The following is a 22,752-nucleotide window of genomic DNA, read 5'->3' as shown; positions in this document are numbered from 1 at the left end:
ATATGAAAGAAGAGAAAATCATCATAACAATCAATGAAGATGGCAGCCTAGAGTTAAAGAGTGAGGGCATAAAGGGTGAAGCGTGTATGGGCGAGATAGAAGCCCTACTAAACGAAGATATGGATATAAAGAGTGATAAAAAGACAGATGAATATTATCAAAAAGTTTCACAAACACAGCAAGTTACATTAAGGAGCAAAAAATGAGCAGAAGAGTTACCACAAGGATACCAATTATTGATAGAGAGTGTTTGATAGAAGCATTGAAAGCGAGTAGTTGTCAATATAGAGACCAAGGCAATCAAATCATTGCACAAATAGGCTATGGCATAACATACACGCAAAGAGACACGCATTTTAGTGTGAATTATTACAGCGATCATATAGATGAAAGAAGTTTTGTAGAATCTGTAAATACAGCATATTTAAGAATCTATAAAACAAAGTTAGAGAGATTAGAAAAAGAGAGGTTGGAGGAAGAAGCAAGGAAAGAAAGAGAAAGACTAGAAGCCTTTAAAGAAGCGCAAAAAGCCCAAATCATTGAAAAAGCCAAGAAGCAGGGCTACAAAGTCAAGGAAATAAAAAAAGGCGATAAAATCCAGCTTGTATGTGTGCGGTATGCATAGGGCAAATATGCAGCTCTCAAGTCTAAAGGAACACTCACATATCTATGGCTTTGAGCCAAGTTTTGTGATATGGACACAAGGCTGCCCGATCCGCTGCAAAGGTTGCTGGAATACACACACTTGGGATAGTAAAGGCGGCTTTGCTATGGATATAGAATCTATCTTTCATCGCATTAAAGCGCAAAAAGATTCTACAACACTGCCGATACAAGCCGTTACAATTCTAGGGGGTGAACCTTTCTATCAATATGATGAGTTATATAAACTTGTGTCTTTGATAAAAACGATAGATTTAGGCATTATCGTATATAGTGGTTACGAAAAAAATGAGTTAATAGAAAAGAAAAAGGATTCTATATTTAGCCTTATAGATGTGCTAATTTATGGTAGATATATAGAATCTTTGCGCGATTTAAACCTGCATTTGCGTGGCTCTAGCAATCAGGTCATAGACTTTTTAAGCAAGAGATACAATGAGGGTCTTATTAAAGATGGCAATTATATTGAAATTGATATTGATAACTTTGGCAGACTTGATATTGTGGGCTATATACAAAATCTCCAAGATATAGGTGTGGGAAAAATATAAGAGCATCTGGCTAGTGGCGTAGGCTTGCTAAAATCCCAAAGCGTCCTGTTTGTGCTTGAGCTTTGCTTGCTCTGCGATAGGAGAATAGCCGCTCATCACACATTGTGCAAGAATCTAAAATCTCAAGGTGCTTTTTGTCTATCCCTAGGGCATTGCACTCATCTTGTAACATTGCAACGAGATCTAAGGTGGTAGATCCATTGCGTGTGTGTATGTATTTTTCACCAAATGCGCTTGCGATTTGCCTAGCTAGCGATGGGCTGATTTCATAGCAACAGACTCGTATAGATGAGCCGATAAATACATACATATCGCGCGAATCTACTCCCTTTTGCGCTAATGCTTCTACCCCTTTTGTGAGTATCTGGCCGCATACCCCGGCGCGTCCAGCGTGCAAAAGTGCGAAGATATTGTCCTGTGGGCTGTAGATTATAATGGGGTTGCAATCCGCGACCATAATGAGTGCGATATGCGATGGACTAGCACAAATAATCCCATCGGCTTGGATTGTGCCAGCGGCAAGGGAGTGGATTATGTTTGGGTCTGTTGCATCGGCAATGTGTGCGGAGTGGATTTGATCACACCATAAAAGCTGCTTGTTCTCACCAAAATATCGTAGAATGTGTTTGCGATTGGCGGTAACAGACTCGGCTAAATCGCCCGTGTGATAAGCGAGATTGCAGCCTGTGAAAGGTGCTTGGCTTACGCCACCAAGGGCGCAAGTTTGGACAAAATCAATGGGAAAATGAGAGAAGATAGGACTCTGTGTGCTTGTATAAAAAATGCTATCTAAGGCATCGCAGTGTCCCATAGCTAGAATTTAGCCATTGCGCTTATCGATAATATCTTTTGCTGTATTGCTTGGGACTTCGCCATAGTGGTCAAATTCCATCGTGTATGTGCCTCGCCCCTGTGTAGCTGACCGCAAATCTGTAGAATAGCCAAACATTTCTGCAAGTGGAACAAAGGCATTGACAATTTTCAGCCCCATTCGATCATCCATAGAGTTGATTTGACCGCGCCTGCGATTAAGGTCGCCAATAACATCGCCCATATACTCTTCTGGCACTTCTACTTCTACTTTCATTAGTGGCTCTAGTAGGACCGCGCTAGCCTTGCGACACGCATCTTTAAACGCCATAGAGCCAGCTATTTTAAACGCCATTTCACTAGAATCCACATCGTGGTAGCTTCCATCATAGAGAGTAACTTTACAATCTACCACCGGATAGCCAGCTAACACGCCATTTTGCATAGCTTCTTGGATCCCTTTATCAACTGCTGGGATATATTCCTTGGGGATTACACCACCGCTAATTTCATTGATAAATTCATAGCCGGTTCCAGCTTCTTTTGGCTCAAGTTTGATATGGACATGTCCATATTGTCCGCGCCCACCGGATTGTTTGGCATACTTGCATTCCTGTGTTACACTACCTCGTATTGTCTCTCGATAGGCTACTTGTGGCTGACCAATAGTTGCTTCGACTTTAAACTCTCTTTTCAAGCGATCGACAATGATTTCTAGGTGTAGCTCGCCCATACCACCAATAAGTGTTTGTCCTGTCTCCTCTTGTGTGCTGACACGGAAGCTTGGATCTTCTTCTGCGAGCTTGCCGAGTGCCACTGCCATTTTTTCTTGATCGGCTTTTGTTTTTGGCTCAACGGCGATATGTATAACAGGCTCTGGGAACTCCATACGCTCGAGTATGACAGGGCGTTTTTCATCGCAGAGTGTATCGCCTGTGAGTGTCTCTTTGAGTCCCACAAAGGCACAAATCTCACCCGCATATACTTCTTTAATATCTTCTCGCTTGTTTGAGTGCATTTTGAGCAGTCGCCCCACGCGCTCTTTCTTGCCCTTTGTGGAGTTTAGCACATAGCTACCAGACTCAAGCATACCCCGATAGACACGCACAAATGTAAGTTGCCCAACAAATGGATCTGTCATAATTTTGAAAGCAAGCCCAGCGAATTCGCCTTTATCGCTGGATTCTACAAAGATTTCTTCTTCATTTTTTGGATCTATGCCTTTGATATTGGTTACTTCTGTTGGCGCGGGCAAGATATCTACAACAGCATCAAGCAGTGTTTGGACACCTTTATTCTTAAAGCTTGAACCACATAGCATAGGGATTAGGCTCATATTATGGCAGCCAAGTTTGATACCTTGCTTTATTTCTTCTATACTAAGCTCTTCTCCGCCAAGATATTTTTCCATTAGTGCTTCATCTTGTTCCGCGGCTGCTTCTATAAGCTTTTCTCGATAGGCGGCTGCTTTTTCCCGTAAATCAGCAGGAATCTCTTCTATATCGTATTGCGCCCCCATAGTTTCATCATTCCATACGATAGCTTTCATCTGAATCAAATCAACAACACCCTTGAAATTATCTTCAGCCCCAATGGGAATATTGATTGGGATGGGATTGGCTTTTAAGCGTTCTTTGATTTGATTTTCTACATTGTAGAAATTTGCCCCGATGCGGTCCATTTTATTGACAAACACAAGGCGTGGGACACCATATTTATTTGCTTGTCGCCATACTGTTTCGCTCTGTGGTTGCACACCACCCACAGAGCAAAATACAGCCACAGCTCCATCAAGCACGCGCATAGACCTCTCTACCTCAATGGTAAAATCCACATGTCCGGGGGTGTCGATAAGATTTATTTGATGATCTTTCCAAAAGCAAGTTGTCGCAGCAGAAGTGATTGTGATTCCGCGCTCTTTTTCTTGCTCCATCCAATCCATCGTGGCAGCACCATCATGCACTTCACCGATTTTGTGGCTTACGCCTGTATAAAATAAAATTCTCTCTGATGTTGTTGTTTTACCAGCATCAATATGGGCAGCAATCCCAATGTTTCGAATCTTTTCTAAAGGAGTTTTTCTTGCCATAACAATCCCCTTGACTACCAACGATAATGTGCAAATGCTTTATTGGCTTCTGCCATTTTATGCACATCTTCTTTCTTTTTAAATGCCGCCCCTTTATCGCTAGCTGCATCCATTAGCTCATTTGCCAATCGCTCAACCATTGTGCGCTCATTGCGCTTTCTTGTAGCTTCAAGAATCCAGCGAATACATAGAGACTGCTGGCGAACCGGTCGAACTTCTACTGGGACTTGATAAGTCGCTCCGCCAACACGACGAGAGCGCACTTCGACCAACGGTTTGACACGATCTAAAGCCTTTTCAAATACCTCAATACCTTTTTCACCGCTTTTTTCTTCTATTTTTGCAAATGCCGCATAGATGATTTTTTCTGCAATGCTTTTTTTGCCATCATACATCATTTTGTTGATGAATTTTGTAACAACTTTGTTGTCATATATTGGATCGCCTAAAATCTCTCTACTAGGAGCTCTTCTTCTTCTCATTATTTATCCTTTATTTCTTATCGCCACTGGCTTTTGCTTTTTTAGCACCATATTTACTGCGAGATACGCTTCTTTTGGCAACTCCAGCTGTATCAAGCGCACCGCGGACAATATGATACTTAACACCCGGTAAGTCTCTTACCCTTCCACCTCGCACAAGGACAATAGAGTGTTCCTGTAAGTTGTGCCCTTCACCTGGGATATAGCTAATGACCTCAAACCTGCTAGTTAAACGCACTTTGGCTACCTTGCGCAAGGCAGAGTTTGGCTTTTTGGGAGTTGTTGTATAAACTCTTGTGCATACACCCCTTCTTTGTGGGCATTCCAGCAAGGCTGGGGACTTGGTTTTCTTGATGACCTTTTTTCGCTCTTTGCGAACAAGTTGATTGATGGTTGGCAATGTATTTCCTTAATTTGGGATTGAGATTAAACGCGCGATTCTACACTATTTAATCTTTTATTTCTCTTAGATTCTAGGAATCTAAGTCCTTAGTTTTGACAACAAAATTTCTGTCTTTGTATAGCCCTGTCCCGACTGGAATCATTCTCCCTAGGACAACATTTTCTTTTAAATCTTCTAGAAAATCCTTTTTGGCTGCAATACTGGCTTCTGTTAGAACTTTTGTCGTTTCTTGGAATGAAGCTGCCGAAATGATCGAATCACTACTAATTGCAGCGCGTGTAATACCCAGCAACACAAGCTCTGCAATAGCTGGCTCTCCACCAAGTCTCATAATGCGCTCATTTTCCTCCTTAAAGTGTCGCTTGCTGACAAGATCATTTTCAATAAAGCGAGTATTTCCGGGATCGATGATTCGCACTTGGCGCAACATTTGTGAGACAATAACCTCAATATGTTTATCCGCAATATTTACCCCTTGACCGCGATAGACTTGCTGCACTTCATTGACAATAAAATGTAGCAATTCTTTCTCGCCACCAATGCGCAAAATATCGTGGCTTGATGTGATTCCATCGGTTAAAGCCTCTCCAGCATGGACAAACTCATCTTTATGCACAAGGATACCCTTGCCCTTATCTACAAGATATTCGCTCACTCTCCCATCTTGCGCAGTGATTATAATACGCTCTTTATTGCGTATGGATTTTCCAAAGCTAACGACCCCATCAATATCGGACAATATGGCGGAATCTTTCGGCTTGCGAGCTTCAAATAGCTCTGATACGCGAGGAAGACCCCCTGTAATATCTCTTGATTTTGCTACAGCTTTTGGGGTTTTGGCTAATTCATCGGCTTTGGCTACTTTAACACCTTCAACAACTTCTGGCGCGATGGTTGTGTTAGGCTCAAGGGCATAGCGTCTAACATCCTTGCCGCTTTTGATAATCAAACTTGGCTTAAAGCCTGATGGTATATAGTCGTTGATTTTGAGTTTTTTCTTGCCATCAGTTTTGTCTTCTTGCTCTGTCGCTGTGAGTCCTAGCACAATGTCTTCAAACGACACAACCCCATCAATATCGCTGATGGTAATTGTATTGTAAGAATCCCAAGTGGCAATGAGATTGTTTGTATCTTTTGCAGGCTCTGCGATAAGTGTATTTGTATCGACCTGACTATTATCATCGACTAAAATCTTAGAATTCCTAGCAATATAGTGTCGAGTCGCCTCCCTATCGTATTGGTCTGCAATTACGGCAAAAATACCTTTTTCTTCAATGATGTCGCCTTTTTTGAAGTCGTGCATACGCTCTAAATGATCACCTTGTAGTAGGTAGTATTTGACTACACCTTTTTCTTTAGAGTAGATCTTTTGGCAAATGGGTGCATTATCTTGGGCGATGATTTCACTTGCGTATGGGATACGATTGGGCACATTCCAGCCATCTTTGACAATATCGACAATGCTACCACCCTTGGCGACTTTATATCCGCTTTCGTGTGCTATATACAGCTTGCCCTCTAGTCTGCCACTTACGCCAGCTAATTCATTTGGCTTGGCTACATCGCTTTTGCGCACGCTGTATTTTTTCTCTTGTTTGCCGTTTTTGACAATTATTGTAATCTCATCGTGCGCTGTCTCTATATGCAATGTTCCATCAAAAGGAGCTTTAATTTTTGGTTCTACTACAAGCACAGCCGCATTTCTTCGATTGACAACAATATTTTTGCCTTCTTTGTTTTTGTAGGTTTTGATATTGTAATAACGAATAAAGCCCTCTTTCTCGGCTCGAATTTCTTTTTCTTCTTGTGTTCTGCTGGCAGTCCCACCAACATGGAATGTGCGCAGTGTAAGCTGAGTGCCGGGCTCACCGATGGATTGTGCTGCAATGACCCCTACTGCTTCTCCCGGGCGCACCATTTTGCCTTCTCCAAGATTGATTCCATAACACTTAGCACATACACCCTTAGGCGCCTTACAAGTAACAGAATTTCGTATTACAACAGATTTTACATTGGCTTCAACTATGCGCCTTGCAGCCTTTTCATCAATTAGAGTTTCTGCACTAAAGAGCACTTCATTAGTGATTGGGTCGATAACATCAGCAGCAAGCACGCGCCCAAACACTCTTTCTTCTAAAGATTCTAACAACTCCGATCCATCGATAATGTCGCTTATTTCAAATCCTTCGTGTGTGCCACAATCTTCCATAGAGATTTTGACATTTTGACTTACATCAATAAGTTTTCTTGTCAAGTATCCCGCATTAGCAGTTTTAAGAGCCGTATCCGCAAGACCTTTTCGCGCTCCGTGGGTGGAGTTGAAGTATTCTAGGATATTTAATCCTTCCTTGAAGTTTGACACAATGGGTGTCTCGATGATTGTGCCATCTGGCTTTGCCATAAGACCACGCATAGCTGAGAGCTGTCGTATTTGTGCAGCACTACCTCTAGCTCCAGAATCCGCCATCATATAGATAGAGTTAAATCCATCTTTATCTTGTGCGATGATTGTGCTCATTTTTTCCCCAAGCTGCTTGCTAGCCTCTGTCCAATAGTCGATTGTCTTGTTGTAGCGTTCAGCTTCAGTCATTGCCCCGTGCTCAAAGTCATCTTGTAGCTTACGCACCTTTTCTCGAGCTTGTGAGATGATTTCATCTTTGTCTTCCGGAATAATAATATCAGCCGCAGAAATAGAAATCCCTGCCTTAGTAGCGTAAGTAAAGCCTAGATTTTTTAGGTCATCTAAGAAAGCTGCAGTGATGCCTGTGCCGGCTTCTTTATACACATAATCAACAAGCACGCCAATATCTTTCTTTTTCAAGACCTTATTCCACAAGTCAGTAGGCACAAAATCTGGCAATATGGCGCGCAAGATCATTCTGCCTGCTGTGGTTGTTACAGGGTAGCGATTGATGACAGTTTGGATTTTGGCATTGATATCAAGTTCGCCTGCATCAATGGCGATCATAATTTGATTGATATCACCAAATAGCTTATGCTCGCCTTTTACGCCTTTTTTCTCTAGGGAGAGATAGTAGAGACCTAGCACCATATCTTGGCTAGGCACTGCCACTGCCTTACCGCTTGCTGGTAGAAGGATATTCATAGAGCTTAGCATTAGCACTTTGCACTCTGTAATGGCTTCTTGACTTAGTGGCACATGCACCGCCATTTGATCCCCATCGAAATCCGCGTTAAACGCTGAGCACACCAATGGGTGTAGCTGGATAGCTTTGCCATCAATTAGCTTAGGATGGAAAGCTTGGATCGACTGTTTGTGTAAGGTTGGAGCGCGATTGAGCAATACAGGATAGCCATCAACGATTTCCTGCAAGCATTCCCACACTTCATTTGTCTTTTGCTCAATCATTTTTTTGGCTTGTTTTAGTGTGCTTGCATAGCCCTTTTCTTCAAGTCGTGCAAGTAAGTGGGGTTTAAATAGCTCAAGTGCCATATTTTTTGGTAAGCCACACTGATCCATTCGTAGATTTGGTCCCACGACAATAACGCTTCGCCCAGAGAAATCTACGCGTTTTCCAAGTAGATTCTGGCGGAATCTTCCTTGCTTACCTTTGATGATTTCCGAGAGTGATTTGAGCGGGCGTTTATTTGCGCCTTTTACTGCATTGGCGTTGCGTCCATTATCAAAGAGTGCATCGACTGCTTCTTGAAGCATACGCTTTTCATTGCGCACAATAATTTCTGGGGCATCAAGCTCCATAAGACGCTTCAAGCGCTGGTTGCGGTTGATGACGCGGCGATATAGGTCATTTACATCACTTACAGCAAACTTACCGCCATCAAGGGCGACAAGAGGGCGTAAATCTGGTGGTAATACAGGAAGCACAGTAAGCATCATCCATTCTGGGCGATTGCCAGAGTTCATAAAGCTTTCAACAACCTTTAGCCTCTTGACAATGATCTTTTTCTTTGCTTCAGAATTTGTAGATTTTATCTCTTCGCGTAGTGATGTGAGCAGTGTTGCAAGATCTAGCTGCTCTAAAAGCTCTTTGACTGCTTCGCCACCCATTTGAGCGACAAAGCCCTTATCACCAAAACGCTGATAAATATTCTGATATTGCTCTTCATTAAGCACATCATATTTCATTACTGGCTTGGTGGATTCATTGTCATAGAATGCCTCTCCAGGCTCCTTAACAATATATGCTTCATAATACAGCACGCGCTCCAAATCTTTCATCTTGACGCCAAGTAGTGTGCCGATGCGACTTGGGAGAGAATTTACATACCAAATATGTGCCACAGGTGTTACTAGCTCGATATGCCCCATTCTTGATCTTCGAACTTTTGAGCTAGTAACTTCGACACCACATTTTTCGCATACCATACCTTTGTAGCGAGGTTTTTTATATTTGCCGCATAGACATTCATAGTCTCTCACAGGTCCAAAGATTTTGGTGCAAAACAATCCATCGCGCTCTGGCTTGAGTGTGCGATAATTGATTGTCTCTGGTTTTTTCACTTCGCCACGACTCCAAGAGCGTATTTTCTCCGGGCTCGCTAACACAAGCTGAAATGAGCTAAAGTCTTTTGGGCGATTGTCCTCTTTGATTTCTAGTGCTTTGGGATTACCGTTTTCATCAAGAGTATTGTCAAACACATTGGCATCAAGTGCAAGGGCTTGCAATTCTTTAATAAGGACATAAAATGTCTCTGGGATTTCAGATTCTCCAACAGGCTCGCCTTTGGTAATTGAGCGATAGGCATTTTCTCGTCCTACAATATCATCGGATTTGAGCGTAAGCATTTCTTTGAGTGTGTGGGCTGCGCCATAAGCTTCTAGAGCCCAAACTTCCATTTCCCCAAATCTTTGCCCACCAAATAGAGCCTTCCCACCGACTGGCTGTTGAGTAATAATGCTATAAGGACCGGTGCTACGCGCATGGACTTTTTCATCAACAAGATGGTGAAGCTTAAGCATATACATATAGCCGATATTGACTTTTTCACGGATTTTTTCACCTGTCCTTCCATCATATAGCTCAACTTTGCCATCCATATCGATTTTTGCCGCCTCAAAGAGCTTGTTGAATTTCTCTTGTGAAATACCCTCAAATACAGGGATGGCAAATTTTACTCCCTTACTCCAATCTCTTGCATAATCTAGAAGCTCACTATCCTTGCAGTCTTTGATAAACTGCACCATAGCAGAATCTTTCTCATTGGTAAGCTCTGCTATGTCGATCATTTTTTGGCGAAGCTGCTGCACAAAGTCGGCTGATTGACTCTCAAGAATAGTATTTAGCTGATTGCCTAGATTTTTCCCTACAAGTCCTAAATGCACCTCTAGAATCTGACCAATATTCATACGGCTAGGCACACCAAGTGGATTTAAGACAATATCTATAGGCTCGCCATCAGCAGTATAGGGCATATCAACTGCTGGGACAATAGTGCTAACAATACCTTTGTTCCCGTGTCTTCCAGCCATCTTGTCGCCCACCTTGAGTTTGCGCTTTGTGGCGATATAGATTTTCACTTGTTTAACGACCCCACTTGGTAGAATATCATCTTTTTCAAGGATTGATAGCTTTTCTTCGTGCTCTTCTCCTAGTGTTTTTTTCTGCTCAAGAAAATTAACTTTGATTTTTTCGTATTTGCTTTGCACGCTTTTTTCATAACTTTTAATAAGCGTATTGAGAGCAAAGCGATTTATCTTAGCAATTTCTGATTTAGGAACTTTCTGCCCCTTTTTGTATTTTTTGTCGTTAATAGTTGCATCCGCGCTTAATGCCTGTTTAGATAGCATACTACCCACTCGAAGCAATTCTTCTTTATTGAGCATTGTAAGGCGGTCGTGGTGCTCAATGTCTAATACAGATTTTTCTTGCTCATAGGCACTGATAGCTCTCGCATCTTTTTCATAGCCCTTTTTGGTAAAGATTTTGACATCAATAACCGTGCCTTCTAGTGATGGCGGACAATAGAGAGATTTATTGACAACATGTCCGGCTTTTTCCCCAAAAATAGCGCGCAATAGTCGTTCTTCCGGACTTGGCTTAACTTCGCCCTTAGGAGTAACTTTGCCAACAAGAATCATACCTGCCGTAACATAAGTCCCAATTTTTACAATCCCACTTTCATCAAGATGGGCAATCTCTTCTTCATGCACCCCCGGTATGTCAGCAGTAATTTCTTCAGTGCCGTGTTTTAGCTCCCTGGCTTCCACTTCTTTTTCATAAATATGCACAGATGTGAATGCATCTTCTTTGATAAGGCGTTCGCTGACAACAATAGCATCTTCGAAGTTATAGCCATTCCACGGCATAAATGCTACGCGAATGTTTTTTCCCAATGCCAACTCACCTTGATCCATACTTGCACCATCAGCGATGATCTGTCCCGCTTCCACAACATCGCCTTGCTTGACAATAGGGCGCTGGGCAAAGCAGGTATTTTGGTTGGTGCGCAGGTTTTTCTGCAGAGAATAGCCATCAATATATGCACCATTGGCATCTTCACCTAGAATGTAAATGTTTTTTGCATCGATTTTTTCAACGACACCACCACGAGTCGCCTTAACTGCCTCCCAAGAATCTCTAGCGATGATTTGTTCAATCCCTGTCCCTACAAGTGGTGCATCGGGTCTAAGAAGTGGCACTGCTTGACGCTGCATATTTGATCCCATAAGTGCGCGGTTAGCATCATCGTGCTCTAGAAAAGGAATTAAGCTTGCTGCAACACCAACGAGCATTCGCGGACTTAGATCGATAAATTCCACTTCTTCTGATTTTCGTAGAGCTATTTCTCCGCCACAGCGCGTCTCAATGAGCGTGTCAGCGATGTTGTTGTTAGAATCCAGTTTAGTGCTAGCTGGAGCGATAATCTTACCATCTTCTTGTGTTGCGGTAAGATAGACAATCTCATCAGTAACTTTTCCATCAACTACCCTGCGATAAGGAGCTTCAATGAAGCCTAGATCATTAACAAGCGTAAAAGTGGCAATAGTATTGATAAGCCCAATATTTTGCCCTTCTGGTGTTTCGATAGGACAGATTCTGCCATAATGTGTAGGATGCACATCGCGTGCTTCAAAGCCAACTCGCTCTTTTACTAGCCCACCTTCGCCAAGTGCGGATAGTCTGCGTTTATGCGTAATTTCAGAGAGAGGATTGGTTTGATCCATAAACTGTGAAAGTTGCCCACCTGTGAAGAACTCCATAATGGTGCTTGTGATCATTTTGGCGTTGATGAGATCGTGGGGCATAACAGAATCAAAGCCACCACTCATTGTGGTAAGTTTATCTTTGATAGCTTTTTGCATTTTTACTAAGCCAGCGTGTAGTTCATTTGCCAATAACTCACCAATGGCTCGAATCCTGCGGTTGCCGAGATTGTCGCGATCATCAATCTTACCACTACCATTGCGGACTTTCATAAGATAGCGTGTTGTTTCTATGATGTCTTCGTGCGTAAGGACAGTGATGTAATTTGGGACTTGTAATTCTAATTTGTGATTCATCTTCATCCGACCAACGCGTGTTAGATCATAGGATTCTGCATCAAAAAATAATCTACGAACAAATTGTTTAGCAACTTCTTTTGTAACAGGCTCCCCTGGTCGCATAACTTTGTAGATACGAATAGCGGCAAGGTCGTTTTCATCATCGATTTTTTCTGTTTGTTTAAGAAGTTTTAAAGACTCTGTTTCGGTGATAAAAGAATTGATAATTGATGCATCAAGCCCATTTGCCAAATCATTAATGATAACAATTTCTTTAACCTTTAGCTCGCCAAGTTTTTTGATCTTGGCATCATCAAGCTGGGTTAATGTATCAAAGACTACTTCCCCACTTTTCTTGTCTATAATGGGGTCAAATAAATATCTATTTGACAAGGTCTCTATGGGGTATTCTATCCAGTCAAGTCCATTGTCTTGAAGCTCTTTAGCTTTTCTAGCACTGAGACGTTTGCCAGATGCTACAACAACTTCGCCTTTAATGTTTTTAATGTCAAATTCTACTCTACCTTCAAAATCTGATGGGTTAAATTTAATTAGGAACTTACCTTTTTCTACTCTAATTTTAAGAAGAGGATAAAACATCTTTAAAATATCTATCTTGCTATATCCAAGTGCTCTAAAAAATATTGTCGCTGGGACTTTTCTTCGTTTATTGATGCGAACATAAAGCGTATCTTTAGAATCATATTCAAAATACAGCCAAGAGCCACGATCGGGAATAATTTGTCCCATATAGGTCGGCTTGCTGGCTGTGCTGTTGGATTCATCTTGTTTGAATATTACACCCGGACTCCTATGTAGCTGATTTACCACAACACGCTCTACGCCATTGATGATAAAAGAGATTCTATCAGTCATTAGAGGGATTTCGCGGATAAAAATGCTTTGCTCTTTAATATCTTTTGGGGCTAGTTTCTCACCTTTTTCATCTTTTTCCCATTGGATAAGTTGGACCTTTATCTTAAGGGGTATTGCGTAGGTTATCCCACGCTCCATTGCTTCTCTAATGGTATATTTTGGCTTGCCATATTCACACCCAACATACTCAAGGGTAATGCGATTTTGAACATCTTGGACAGGAAATATTGATTTAAATACTTTTTCAATCCCACTCTCTTTTCCATCTTTTGCATATAAGAAAGAATCGTAGCTGTCTCTTTGTAGAAGTAAAAGATTTGGGACTTCTAATCCTCGTTGTTGGGAAAAATCAATACGAAGTCTATTTTTAATTTCTTTTTTAGCCATAGGTAATCCTTAATGAGAGATGGTAGAGATAGCTCTCTATGAGAATGTAGGTTATATACTCTCATAGAGAGCTATAAATGCAAATAGCCCAAATATAGTTATCTATATTTGGGCGACTCAACAAACAAATAGGGTGTAGTAGGATTATTTAATCTCAACTTTTGCACCAGCTTCTTCAAGTTTTTTCTTAAACGCTTCAGCATCATCTTTATTGACACCTTCTTTGAGTGTGTGGGGAGTTTTTTCTGTCGCATCTTTTGCCTCTTTGAGTCCAAGACCAGTGATTTCTCGCACAACTTTGATAACATTGATTTTGTTTGCACCAGCTTCCACTAGGACAACGCTAAAATCAGTTTTTTCTTCAGCTGCTCCACCAGCTGCTCCACCAGCAACTGCGCCAGCAACCACTGTTGGCGCAGCACTAACGCCAAATTTCTCTTCAAAAGCTTTTACAAGTTCTGAAAGTTCTAGAACAGAGAGTCCGCCGATATATTCCAACACATCTTCTTTTGTGATAGCCATTTTAGCTCCTTTTAAATTTTAAATTACATAGCATACGCTATGAGTTTTGTTCTTTTTGCTTTCTTAGATTGTCTAGCCCTGTCGCAAAATAGCGAGCTGGAGCTGTCCAAACAGATAAAAGCATACCAATAAGCTCTTCCCTACTTGGAAGTTTAGAGACAGATATAATATGGTCTTTATCCACTTTTTGTCCTTCAAAACTACCAGTCTTGATAACAAACTTTTCCGCATTTGCTTCGGCAAACTTGACAGCAATCTTTGCCAAAGAGATTTGATCTTCTCCCCAAATAAAGATATTTGTATCTTTAATGTCAAGCTCAGGCATATTCGCATTGTTTAGAGCAATGCGAGCCAAGGTATTCTTTATGACTTGGACTTTAACATTTGCTTGCCTAGCATTGTGGCGCAACTCTTCTAGGGATTTTACTCCAATCCCTTTGTAATCACACACAAGCAGAGCTTGAGCAGTTCTAAACTCTTGTGTTAGTGTTTCAACCATTTCTTGTTTCTGAACTTTGGTCATATTTCCTCCTTTCAGACAAGACTTATACAAGGTTGGATATTAAGCTTGCGCCCTTGTAGTCATCAGTCTAAGATAAATATCAATTAAAGGTTACTTTACATCCATAAGAATCTGCGCATCAAGCTTGACAGCAGGGGACATAGTTAGGGATAGCACTCCACCACGGATAAACTTACCCTTTGCACTAGATGGTTTGAGTCGATTAATTGTCTTGACTAGCTCAAGCATATTGTCTTTAATTTTATCTTCAGAAAAGCTCACTTTTCCTATAGGTGCGTGTATATTTCCCTTTTTATCGACACGGAAATTAACCTGTCCGCTTTTTGCATTAGAAACTGCTTTGCTTACATCCATTGTAACAGTCCCTGTTTTTGGGTTTGGCATTAGTCCTTTTGGACCTAAGATTCTACCAACTTTACCGACAAGAGCCATCATATCAGGCGTTGCAATAACAATGTCAAAGTTTATGTTGCCATTCTTGATTTCTTCTGCAAGATCATCATCGCCTACAACATCAGCTCCCGCATTTTTAGCTTCATCAGCTTTTGTCCCCTTAGCAAATACGGCAACACGAACTTTCTTGCCTGTCCCATGCGGTAAAACAACTGCTCCTCGGATCATTTGATCTGCGTGGCGTGGATCGACGCCCAGCCGTAAAGCCAACTCGACTGTTTCATCAAATTTAGCCGATGCTAGAGACTTAACCACGCTAATACCAGAATCTATATCATAAAACTTATTGGCATCGACTTTTTCAGTTAAATTTTGGATTCTTTTTGCTACTTTGTTCTTCATCTGTATTCTCCATTTATCCTACAATTTCTATACCCATACTTCGCGCAGACCCAGCAACAATTTTTTTAGCCGCTTCTATATCATTAGCGTTAAGATCTTCCATTTTTGCCTCAGCAATATCTTGCAACTGTTTAGAAGTGAGCTTACCAACCTTATTTTTTAAGGGATTATCGGATCCTTTCGAGATGCCAGAAGCCTTTTTGATAAGATCTGTTACGGGTGGTTTTTTTGTGATAAAAGTAAAGCTCTTGTCCTGATAGACAGTAATGATAACTGGTATGTTAAAATCACCCATGTCTTTAGTCTTTTCATTAAAAGCTTTGCAAAATTCCATAATATTGATCCCCCTTTGTCCAAGAGCTGGACCAACGGGTGGAGATGGATTCGCCTTTCCTGCGGGAATTTGAAGTTTTAATTCACCTACTATTTTCTTTGCCATTTTTTACCTTTCTTAAACTATTTTTTCCACTTGTGAATACAAGATTTCTATTGGAGTATTTCTCCCAAAGATAGAAACATTTAGCTTCAGCTTTTTGTGTTCAATATCGTATCCTTCAACAGTTGCAGTGAAGTTAGCAAAAGGACCTTCATTGATTCTTACAACTTCTCCGGGGTCAAACGACACCTTAGGCTTAGGTGCTGCGCGGTTTGTGTTTTTCTCTAGGATATGGGTAATATCTGCCTCGCTCAGTGGAGTTGGCTTCTTGCTCTCACCAATGAAACCGCTGACCCTAGGAAGGGATTGGATCGTATGCCAAAGCGATGTATCCAAATCCACATGTATAAATACATATCCTGGATATATACTTCTCGCACTTATTTTCTTTGCTCCATCTTTCATCTCATAGATGTCTTCTGTAGGAACAACCACCTCTTTTACTCTGTCTTGGAGACCAAGCTCTTGAACAAGATTTTCAATGGCTTTTTTTACTGATTGCTCACTGCCAGAATATGTTTGTATAGCATACCAACCTAGCGACATATAAATCTCCTAATCTCCAAAAAATTTAGACACAGAAGCAAACAAAATAAGATCGACTAGACCCAAAAACAAAGCAACCACAATAACCACAACAACTACAGATATTAGAGCATTTCGAATTTGTTCTTTTGTTGGAAAAACAACTTTAAGAAGCTCTTCTTTTGCTGCTTTATAGTAAGTAATTATTTTTTTCATTTCTTGCCTTGTATTATTGCTAATGGCAGGTCAGGAGGGACTCGAACCCCCAACAACCGGTTTTGGAGACCGACGCTCTACCATTGGAGCTACTGACCTAGAAAAGCTAGAGATAAACTCTAGCTTTTAAGCTTAACTTCTTTGTGAATAGTGTGTTTGTTAAGCCTAGGGCAGAACTTCTTGAGCTCCAGTTTTTCTGTTTTTGTTTTAGCATTTTTAGTTGTGCTGTAGTTAATGTCCCCACATTCCGAACATTTCAAACCAATTTTTATCACATTACCCTTAGCCATTTTGTGAGCCTTGATTACTTGATAATCTTGCTTACAACACCAGCGCCGACAGTTCTACCGCCTTCACGGATGGCAAATTTAGTCCCAAGCTCAAGTGCGATAGGGCTGATAAGCTCGACAGTGATTTTGACATTATCGCCAGGCATAACCATTTCTACACCATCTGGTAACTTGATAGAACCTGTTACATCGGTCGTTCGCACATAGAATTGTGGGCGATAGTTATTGAAGAATGGAGTATGTCTGCCACCTTCATCTTTGGATAGGACATAGATCTCACCTTCAAATTCGCTATGAGGAGTAATGGAACCGGGTTTACAAAGAACCATACCTCTCTCTACTTCCTCTTTCTTCGTCCCTCTCAAGAGAATACCAACATTATCCCCAGCTTCACCTTTGTCTAGCTCTTTTCTAAACATTTCGACACCAGTAACTGTTGTCTTTTGTGTATCTCGAATGCCAACGATTTCTACTTCATCGCCAACTTTAACAACACCTCTTTCAATCCTGCCGGTTACAACTGTCCCACGACCAGCAATTGAAAAAACATCCTCTACTGGCATAAGGAAAGTTTTTTCTGTATCGCGCTCTGGAGTAGGGATATACTCATCAACTTTCGCCATAAGATCTAGAACCTTTTGTCCCCAATCACCAACGCTACCAGCTTTGGCTTCTTCTAGGGCTTTAAGAGCTGATCCAGCTACGATAGGTGTATCATCTCCAGGGAAGTCATACGCACTAAGAAGCTCTCTAACCTCCATTTCCACCAAGTCAAGCAATTCTTGATCATCAACCATATCTTGCTTATTCAAGAAAACAACAATATATGGCACACCTACTTGACGAGATAGCAAGATATGCTCACGAGTTTGTGGCATAGGACCATCTGCAGCAGAGACAACAAGAATAGCCCCATCCATTTGTGCCGCACCTGTAATCATATTTTTTACATAGTCGGCGTGTCCTGGACAATCCACATGTGCATAGTGGCGATTTTCTGTTTCGTATTCGATATGAGAAGTTGCGATAGTAATCCCTCTTTCTCTCTCCTCAGGAGCGTTATCGATTTTGTCGTAATCTTTCATTTCTGCAAGACCTTTTGTCGCAAGAACAGCAGATATAGCAGCACTTAGAGTTGTTTTACCGTGGTCAACATGCCCAATTGTCCCAATATTGACATGGGGCTTATTCTTGACAAATTTTTCCTTTGCCATAAAAGTCTCCTAAAATTGAATTTGAAGCCTTGATTATAATCCTTATTTCTTTATGTAAAGATAAAGATTACAACAAAACCGCTAGAAAAACTGGAGCCCATAAGCGGGATTGAACCGCCGACCTCTTCCTTACCAAGGAAGTGCTCTGCCACTGAGCTATATGGGCATAAATGGTCTTGAGAGCGACTACATAGTGAAGATTACTTCAGCTCCCAGTATGGAGCGGGAAACGGGGCTCGAACCCGCGACCCTCAGCTTGGAAGGCTGATGCTCTAGCCAACTGAGCTATTCCCGCGAAAATGCTCCTACAAACCACATCTAAGACAATGCTTAAACTATGGTGGTGAGTCGTGGATTCGAACCACGGAAGACAAAGTCAGCAGATTTACAGTCTGCCCTCGTTGGCCACTTGAGTAACTCACCAAATCAGCAAAAACTGGTCAAACACTGAATCAGAAAAGTCTGTTAGAGTTTGAAAATGGAGCTGGTTAAGGGACTTGAACCCCCGACCCTCTGCTTACAAGGCAGATGCTCTACCAACTGAGCTAAACCAGCATTAAAAAAATCGGGATTATACATAAAATTACCCCTTGTTGTCAAGAGATATTTAATGTCTAAATTAGATTATTTTTTGGATTGTGTGCCTGAAGTTATGTAGGGGGATTTATTCTCAATAGGCAATATTTAAAGATTTTTACCAAGCGCAAAGCATCGCGCTTAATTGATGTGAATAAATGCTGCAAAATCACATTGAGAGTTTTGTGTCGATGCGAGGTGGCGTGAGCACCCAAAGCCAGCGCAAATCTATCGGCGTATGCGCAGCGGTAAAGCAAGGCAAGATTCTTAGACTTTGAGCGATTTTCTTGCCACTAGATTCTACAACTAAGCATCCTTCAGCAGCAATGGATTGGATTTGTAGTGCGCCACTAGAAGTTGGCAGTAAGGAAAAAAGCGTGCGATGATCACCCAAACGCACCGTGGAACATTCTCCAAGACCAAGCCAGAATCCATCACTCATAAGGCATTGATCGTGCTTGCTGATATGGCGGAATTGCACTGCACCAAAAGGGAATTTTTTATTTAAATAGCCCGGTAGCATTACTTCTATAAGATTCCAATTCACTTCTGCGACACTGCCGTTTGCATAGAGAGATTCTCCTGTGCTCATAGCGCGGATAGATACAGATTGATTGGTGATTAGCGGCTGCTTTTTGGCATAGACTAGAGAAAATCCTGTGCAAAGGAATATACTAGCTAGAATCCATAGTCGTTTAGAATGATTGATAGCGATCATACATTATCCTTATTTGCTAAATATTATAGGGATATGAGCCGAATCAAATTGTAGCCTTACATTGCTATATCCTAGGTGGGCTTTGAGTGTGGGGGCTAGGTAGGGAGACTTCCCAGAATTACCACTAAGCGCATATTCTAGGATTCCACCATTTTTCCTAGTTGCTACAGTTGGTGCGATGATAGCGATCCGCTCTTGCAAGCTTGGGGGGATTGCTGCTTGCAGGGCTTGTGGGTGGGTATTAAAGCTCCCAAGGATAAGCCACTGCAGCGTTTGCGCTCTTGGGTGTTTGGCGAAGTAGTCAAATGTATTGGCGATATTAGCAGGGGTGTCTGCTCCTTTTCTATCGATAGAATCCATTGTGATAAACACATCATCATTCAAGGCGATTGCTAACATTGGCAGCGAGATTTTATTGCTTGGCTTAATGGCAAAGACCTCAGTGGCGCGTTTTTTTGTGATGATGGCAAGATTGATGCCGCGCATATTTGTATCAGCACGCATAAAATAGACAAATACTTTGCCATATCCTTTGCCTAGATCCCATTGATACTCTTGGATAGGCAGTGTGGTGGCATAGGGTAGGGTGAAAGTCTTGATAAAATCCACATTTGTGGGGAGACCGCCCACTTCTTGTAGTGCCAAAATATCTACGCCATTGCTTCCGCCAAGGAGACTGCGGATGGTATTGTTCCACTTTTCTTCAATGGGCATTTGTGTGTCATTGAGATTCCACGAGCCTATTTTGTAGTCGCGCATATCGGCTAAAGCGTGTGCGATGATGAGACACAGCGTGCTATATACAAACACAAATCTATGCAATATTTGATGGCGTGATATATAAGACATAGGGCTTCCTTGACTTATGGATATAGGATTGGTGTGGGTTTAGCAAAAGGCGGGATGATAAACCACTGCTGTTCGGAGTTTGCCACCTTTAGGCATTTGTTTAGCACGAGTGGGTGATTTACTTTGGTGCGCATACTTGTTTGCAAGCAGAGATTAGTGCTGGCACTTTGGATAGCAACTGCGCCATTTTGCATAGGAAGTAAGCGGAAAAATTGATTGGGGTTTTTGGGATCACAGGGGTAGTGGATCACGCCTTGCCCATAAACATTTAAGCAGGTATGTGTGAGCTTGTTGATAAAGCGGATAAAGCCATCGCCAATGGGCTGCATAACCCAATTAAACGCATCGCCAAATTGTGTATGCAATGCTGCAGAATGCACCCACACCCAGCTAGCAGGTGCGCTAGCCCATATTGTGATTACACCTGCACCTTGATTTAGTATAGCGACAAAATCCCTAGGATCACCCATAATGGGGCTAAGAGATGATTTAGTATTGTGGATAAAGCTTGGTATCCTTTGCTTTGCTGGGGCGATTGGCTTGGTGCCTATGGCTAATGGATCATTGGTTTGATGTGGGGCGTTGCCACTGATATTTGCAGCTAAGGGGTTTGCAGCATTGCTGGCACAACCTAAGATGACAAATGGCAATATCAATAAACCTAAAAAGCTTATTGACACTAATCGCGCAAGGGCAGAAAGGATTGATTGCGGCACTTAGGCTCCTTGTGGTGTTGTCGTGTGTATTATAGCAGAGTAAGCAAAAACCATACCTAGAAAGCCTTGTGCTTAGCGCGAGAAAATGCTAGTAAATCTTGTGTGCTATAAATCGAGCTAGGTAGGCAGAGATGTGCGATTTCAAAGACTTTTAAAGCAGTGAGTGCATCGGCATAGGCTCTGTGCGCAGAGGGCGTATTGATCCCTAAAAATTCATTGAGATATTGCAAGGAATAGCGTTTGGAGAGAATGGTTCTTCTTGCTAGGTCAATTGTGCATAAACGGTGATTAAGCAAACTGCCAAGCCCATAATGCTCCAGCTCGTGGCTGATGAAACTATAATCAAAGCCTACATTGTGTGCCACAAACACGCTCTGCCCCAAAAACGCGCGGAAGTCTTGTAGCACTGCTTTAGCTGGGCGCGCATCTTCTAGCATAGGCGCGGTAATGCCTGTGATTTGCGTGATAGACTCTGGCACAAATGGTGCGTAGATAAACTCATCAAACTTCCCCACAATCTCACCATTTTCATACATAATCGCGCCAATTTCTATGATCTGGGATTCTTGTGGGCGTGCCCCTGTGGTCTCTATATCGACAAAGCAAAATCTCTGCTTAGTATAGGGCGTGGTGGCAGTGTGGAGGAAGTAGGCTTGCGCGTTGGATTCTAGTGGGAAGCCTTGGGCTTTTAGCAGCTCTAGCTCTAGAGCATTTGCTTTAAAGCTTTTTAGCAAATGCTCCATATCATCATATCCTATCGCACGCTCACACAGCCTTGAGTCTAGGGTTTTGGCAAGCGCGTGGAGATTATTGCTCAAAGCCTATCTCTCTCTAGGGCTTTAGTGATGCTATGGCTTTGGCATAATTATCACTGCCAAACACATAGCTCCCTGCCACTGCGACATCAACGCCTACTTCTTGCAGGCTTTTGATATTATCTGCATTGATTCCGCCATCAACTTCGATCAAGCAGTTTGGGTTTTTGGATTCTATTAACTCCTTGAGTCGGCAGGCTTTTTCAAGCACACTTGGGATAAAGCTCTGCCCTCCAAAGCCCGGATTCACACTCATTAAAAGCACCATATCCACATCTGGCAAAATATAGCGCAAGCTTTCCTGGCTCGTGTGTGGATTCAGCACGACTGCTGGGCGCACGCCATTTGCGCGGATATGAGAGATAAGCCTATGCAAATGCGTTACAGCTTCGATATGCACGCTTATAAACTCCGGGCGTAAAGGCAAAAAATACTCCACAAACCACTCGACATTTTCTACCATTAGATGCACATCAAGCGGGATACTCGCGCGCTTGGCGACTTGAGAGATGATAGGCAGTCCAAAGGTAAGATTAGGGACGAAGTGTCCATCCATCACATCAATGTGTAAATAATCCGCCTTAGCCTGACAGATAGAATCCACTTCTTCGCCAAGCCGCAAAAAATCCGCAGATAAAATACTAGGGGCAACAAGCATAAAAAACCTTTAGTCTAAAGTAGCACTTGGATATATGGAATTGATAGAATTAAAGCATAGCATAATTTGCATTAGATTATAATCGCTGGAGATTTAAGGCTAAATAGATCGCTACACGATTTGTGCCAAAGTTTTCAAAGAGTTTGCAGGCGTTGGCAAATTCATAGATATTT

21 protein-coding genes and 5 tRNA genes are annotated in these 22,752 nt (G+C 41.9%); 3 read left to right on the top strand and 23 right to left on the bottom strand.

Features of this window, described 5'->3' with window-relative positions:
• The first annotated feature begins 2 nt into the window (after window positions 1–2).
• From DX060_RS09690 to DX060_RS09680, 3 genes are read left to right on the top strand one after another with little or no spacing between them, the layout of a single operon-like run.
• On the top strand, window positions 3–206 hold the full coding sequence (locus tag DX060_RS09690; RefSeq protein WP_115012240.1) for a DUF2997 domain-containing protein: 204 nt from the start codon (window positions 3–5) through the stop codon (window positions 204–206).
• A complete protein-coding gene (locus DX060_RS09685; RefSeq protein WP_115012239.1) occupies window positions 203–625 on the top strand; it encodes a hypothetical protein in 423 nt (140 codons plus the stop codon). The genes DX060_RS09690 and DX060_RS09685 overlap by 4 nt, the downstream gene beginning before the upstream one ends.
• Before the next feature lie 7 nt (window positions 626–632).
• Window positions 633–1,214, top strand: a complete 582-nt coding sequence (locus DX060_RS09680; protein ID WP_181814276.1) for a 4Fe-4S single cluster domain-containing protein — start codon at window positions 633–635, stop codon at window positions 1,212–1,214.
• Window positions 1,215–1,224: 10 nt separating this feature from the next.
• Here the strand turns inward: DX060_RS09680 and DX060_RS09675 are convergent, their stop codons facing one another.
• The 23 genes from DX060_RS09675 to rpe all read right to left on the bottom strand — a co-directional run bounded on the left by DX060_RS09675 (window position 1,225) and on the right by rpe (window position 22,579).
• On the bottom strand, window positions 1,225–2,025 hold the full coding sequence (locus DX060_RS09675) for a purine nucleoside phosphorylase YfiH/LACC1 family protein (protein ID WP_115012237.1): 801 nt from the start codon (window positions 2,023–2,025) through the stop codon (window positions 1,225–1,227).
• Window positions 2,026–2,034: 9 nt separating this feature from the next.
• A complete protein-coding gene (fusA, locus tag DX060_RS09670) occupies window positions 2,035–4,113 on the bottom strand; it encodes an elongation factor G (protein ID WP_115012236.1) in 2,079 nt (692 codons plus the stop codon).
• Window positions 4,114–4,127: 14 nt separating this feature from the next.
• Window positions 4,128–4,595, bottom strand: a complete 468-nt coding sequence (gene rpsG / locus DX060_RS09665; protein ID WP_115012235.1) for a 30S ribosomal protein S7 — start codon at window positions 4,593–4,595, stop codon at window positions 4,128–4,130.
• Window positions 4,596–4,605: 10 nt separating this feature from the next.
• Entirely contained in the window at window positions 4,606–4,995 is a 390-nt protein-coding gene (gene rpsL / locus DX060_RS09660) for a 30S ribosomal protein S12 (RefSeq protein ID WP_115012234.1), read from the bottom strand.
• 73 nt (window positions 4,996–5,068) lie between these two features.
• Window positions 5,069–13,726, bottom strand: coding sequence for a DNA-directed RNA polymerase subunit beta/beta' (locus tag DX060_RS09655; RefSeq protein ID WP_115012233.1), 8,658 nt, complete (start codon window positions 13,724–13,726; stop codon window positions 5,069–5,071).
• A gap of 144 nt (window positions 13,727–13,870) precedes the next feature.
• Complete coding sequence (gene rplL / locus DX060_RS09650) at window positions 13,871–14,248, bottom strand: 50S ribosomal protein L7/L12 (RefSeq protein ID WP_115012232.1); 378 nt, start codon at window positions 14,246–14,248, stop codon at window positions 13,871–13,873.
• Between the two features lie 37 nt (window positions 14,249–14,285).
• Window positions 14,286–14,771 (bottom strand): 50S ribosomal protein L10, encoded by a 486-nt coding sequence (gene rplJ, locus DX060_RS09645; RefSeq protein WP_115012231.1) that lies wholly within the window; start codon window positions 14,769–14,771, stop codon window positions 14,286–14,288.
• A gap of 90 nt (window positions 14,772–14,861) precedes the next feature.
• Window positions 14,862–15,566 carry a 50S ribosomal protein L1 gene (rplA, locus tag DX060_RS09640; RefSeq protein WP_115012230.1) on the bottom strand — a complete coding sequence of 235 codons (705 nt, stop codon included), beginning with the start codon at window positions 15,564–15,566 and terminating at the stop codon, window positions 14,862–14,864.
• A 13-nt stretch (window positions 15,567–15,579) separates the two neighbouring features.
• Window positions 15,580–16,005 carry a 50S ribosomal protein L11 gene (gene rplK, locus DX060_RS09635; protein WP_115012229.1) on the bottom strand — a complete coding sequence of 142 codons (426 nt, stop codon included), beginning with the start codon at window positions 16,003–16,005 and terminating at the stop codon, window positions 15,580–15,582.
• Between the two features lie 12 nt (window positions 16,006–16,017).
• Complete coding sequence (nusG, locus tag DX060_RS09630) at window positions 16,018–16,548, bottom strand: transcription termination/antitermination protein NusG (RefSeq protein WP_115012228.1); 531 nt, start codon at window positions 16,546–16,548, stop codon at window positions 16,018–16,020.
• 9 nt (window positions 16,549–16,557) lie between these two features.
• The gene (secE, locus tag DX060_RS09625) at window positions 16,558–16,743 is read right to left on the bottom strand and encodes a preprotein translocase subunit SecE (RefSeq protein WP_115012227.1); all 186 of its coding nucleotides are present in this window, start codon (window positions 16,741–16,743) and stop codon (window positions 16,558–16,560) included.
• A 23-nt stretch (window positions 16,744–16,766) separates the two neighbouring features.
• Window positions 16,767–16,842, bottom strand: a tRNA-Trp gene (locus tag DX060_RS09620).
• 20 nt (window positions 16,843–16,862) lie between these two features.
• The gene (gene rpmG, locus DX060_RS09615; protein ID WP_115012226.1) at window positions 16,863–17,033 is read right to left on the bottom strand and encodes a 50S ribosomal protein L33; all 171 of its coding nucleotides are present in this window, start codon (window positions 17,031–17,033) and stop codon (window positions 16,863–16,865) included.
• A 14-nt stretch (window positions 17,034–17,047) separates the two neighbouring features.
• A complete protein-coding gene (gene tuf, locus DX060_RS09610; protein WP_115012225.1) occupies window positions 17,048–18,247 on the bottom strand; it encodes an elongation factor Tu in 1,200 nt (399 codons plus the stop codon).
• A gap of 91 nt (window positions 18,248–18,338) precedes the next feature.
• Window positions 18,339–18,413 (bottom strand) — tRNA-Thr (locus DX060_RS09605).
• A gap of 52 nt (window positions 18,414–18,465) precedes the next feature.
• Window positions 18,466–18,542: transfer RNA gene (locus DX060_RS09600), tRNA-Gly, on the bottom strand.
• A 43-nt stretch (window positions 18,543–18,585) separates the two neighbouring features.
• A tRNA-Tyr gene (locus tag DX060_RS09595) sits at window positions 18,586–18,670 on the bottom strand.
• Window positions 18,671–18,726: 56 nt separating this feature from the next.
• A tRNA-Thr gene (locus DX060_RS09590) sits at window positions 18,727–18,802 on the bottom strand.
• Window positions 18,803–18,992: 190 nt separating this feature from the next.
• A complete protein-coding gene (locus DX060_RS09585) occupies window positions 18,993–19,541 on the bottom strand; it encodes an RICIN domain-containing protein (RefSeq protein WP_115012224.1) in 549 nt (182 codons plus the stop codon).
• A gap of 9 nt (window positions 19,542–19,550) precedes the next feature.
• A complete protein-coding gene (locus DX060_RS09580; protein WP_115012223.1) occupies window positions 19,551–20,390 on the bottom strand; it encodes a cytolethal distending toxin subunit B family protein in 840 nt (279 codons plus the stop codon).
• Between the two features lie 14 nt (window positions 20,391–20,404).
• Window positions 20,405–21,106 carry an RICIN domain-containing protein gene (locus tag DX060_RS09575; protein WP_115012222.1) on the bottom strand — a complete coding sequence of 234 codons (702 nt, stop codon included), beginning with the start codon at window positions 21,104–21,106 and terminating at the stop codon, window positions 20,405–20,407.
• Between the two features lie 56 nt (window positions 21,107–21,162).
• The gene (locus DX060_RS09570) at window positions 21,163–21,924 is read right to left on the bottom strand and encodes a 3'-5' exonuclease (RefSeq protein ID WP_115012221.1); all 762 of its coding nucleotides are present in this window, start codon (window positions 21,922–21,924) and stop codon (window positions 21,163–21,165) included.
• 13 nt (window positions 21,925–21,937) lie between these two features.
• On the bottom strand, window positions 21,938–22,579 hold the full coding sequence (rpe, locus tag DX060_RS09565; RefSeq protein ID WP_115012220.1) for a ribulose-phosphate 3-epimerase: 642 nt from the start codon (window positions 22,577–22,579) through the stop codon (window positions 21,938–21,940).
• Between the last annotated feature and the right edge of the window lie 173 nt (window positions 22,580–22,752).

Origin of the sequence: Helicobacter canis (assembly GCF_900451095.1) — a bacterium.
In the GTDB taxonomy this organism is placed as follows: Bacteria; Campylobacterota; Campylobacteria; order Campylobacterales; family Helicobacteraceae; genus Helicobacter_B; species Helicobacter_B zhangjianzhongii.
This window is presented reverse-complemented; position numbering and strand designations above follow the sequence as displayed.

Coding starts and splice junctions, on each gene's coding strand:
- DX060_RS09690 (WP_115012240.1), top strand. CDS start 3: ATGAAAGAAGAGAAAATCATCATAACAATCAATGAAGATGGCAGCCTA.
- DX060_RS09685 (WP_115012239.1), top strand. CDS start 203: ATGAGCAGAAGAGTTACCACAAGGATACCAATTATTGATAGAGAGTGT.
- DX060_RS09680 (WP_181814276.1), top strand. CDS start 633: ATGCAGCTCTCAAGTCTAAAGGAACACTCACATATCTATGGCTTTGAG.
- DX060_RS09675 (WP_115012237.1), bottom strand. CDS start 2,025: ATGGGACACTGCGATGCCTTAGATAGCATTTTTTATACAAGCACACAG.
- fusA (WP_115012236.1), bottom strand. CDS start 4,113: ATGGCAAGAAAAACTCCTTTAGAAAAGATTCGAAACATTGGGATTGCT.
- rpsG (WP_115012235.1), bottom strand. CDS start 4,595: ATGAGAAGAAGAAGAGCTCCTAGTAGAGAGATTTTAGGCGATCCAATA.
- DX060_RS09655 (WP_115012233.1), bottom strand. CDS start 13,726: ATGGCTAAAAAAGAAATTAAAAATAGACTTCGTATTGATTTTTCCCAA.
- rplL (WP_115012232.1), bottom strand. CDS start 14,248: ATGGCTATCACAAAAGAAGATGTGTTGGAATATATCGGCGGACTCTCT.
- rplJ (WP_115012231.1), bottom strand. CDS start 14,771: ATGACCAAAGTTCAGAAACAAGAAATGGTTGAAACACTAACACAAGAG.
- rplA (WP_115012230.1), bottom strand. CDS start 15,566: ATGAAGAACAAAGTAGCAAAAAGAATCCAAAATTTAACTGAAAAAGTC.
- rplK (WP_115012229.1), bottom strand. CDS start 16,005: ATGGCAAAGAAAATAGTAGGTGAATTAAAACTTCAAATTCCCGCAGGA.
- nusG (WP_115012228.1), bottom strand. CDS start 16,548: ATGTCGCTAGGTTGGTATGCTATACAAACATATTCTGGCAGTGAGCAA.
- secE (WP_115012227.1), bottom strand. CDS start 16,743: ATGAAAAAAATAATTACTTACTATAAAGCAGCAAAAGAAGAGCTTCTT.
- rpmG (WP_115012226.1), bottom strand. CDS start 17,033: ATGGCTAAGGGTAATGTGATAAAAATTGGTTTGAAATGTTCGGAATGT.
- tuf (WP_115012225.1), bottom strand. CDS start 18,247: ATGGCAAAGGAAAAATTTGTCAAGAATAAGCCCCATGTCAATATTGGG.
- DX060_RS09585 (WP_115012224.1), bottom strand. CDS start 19,541: ATGATCGCTATCAATCATTCTAAACGACTATGGATTCTAGCTAGTATA.
- DX060_RS09580 (WP_115012223.1), bottom strand. CDS start 20,390: ATGTCTTATATATCACGCCATCAAATATTGCATAGATTTGTGTTTGTA.
- rpe (WP_115012220.1), bottom strand. CDS start 22,579: ATGCTTGTTGCCCCTAGTATTTTATCTGCGGATTTTTTGCGGCTTGGC.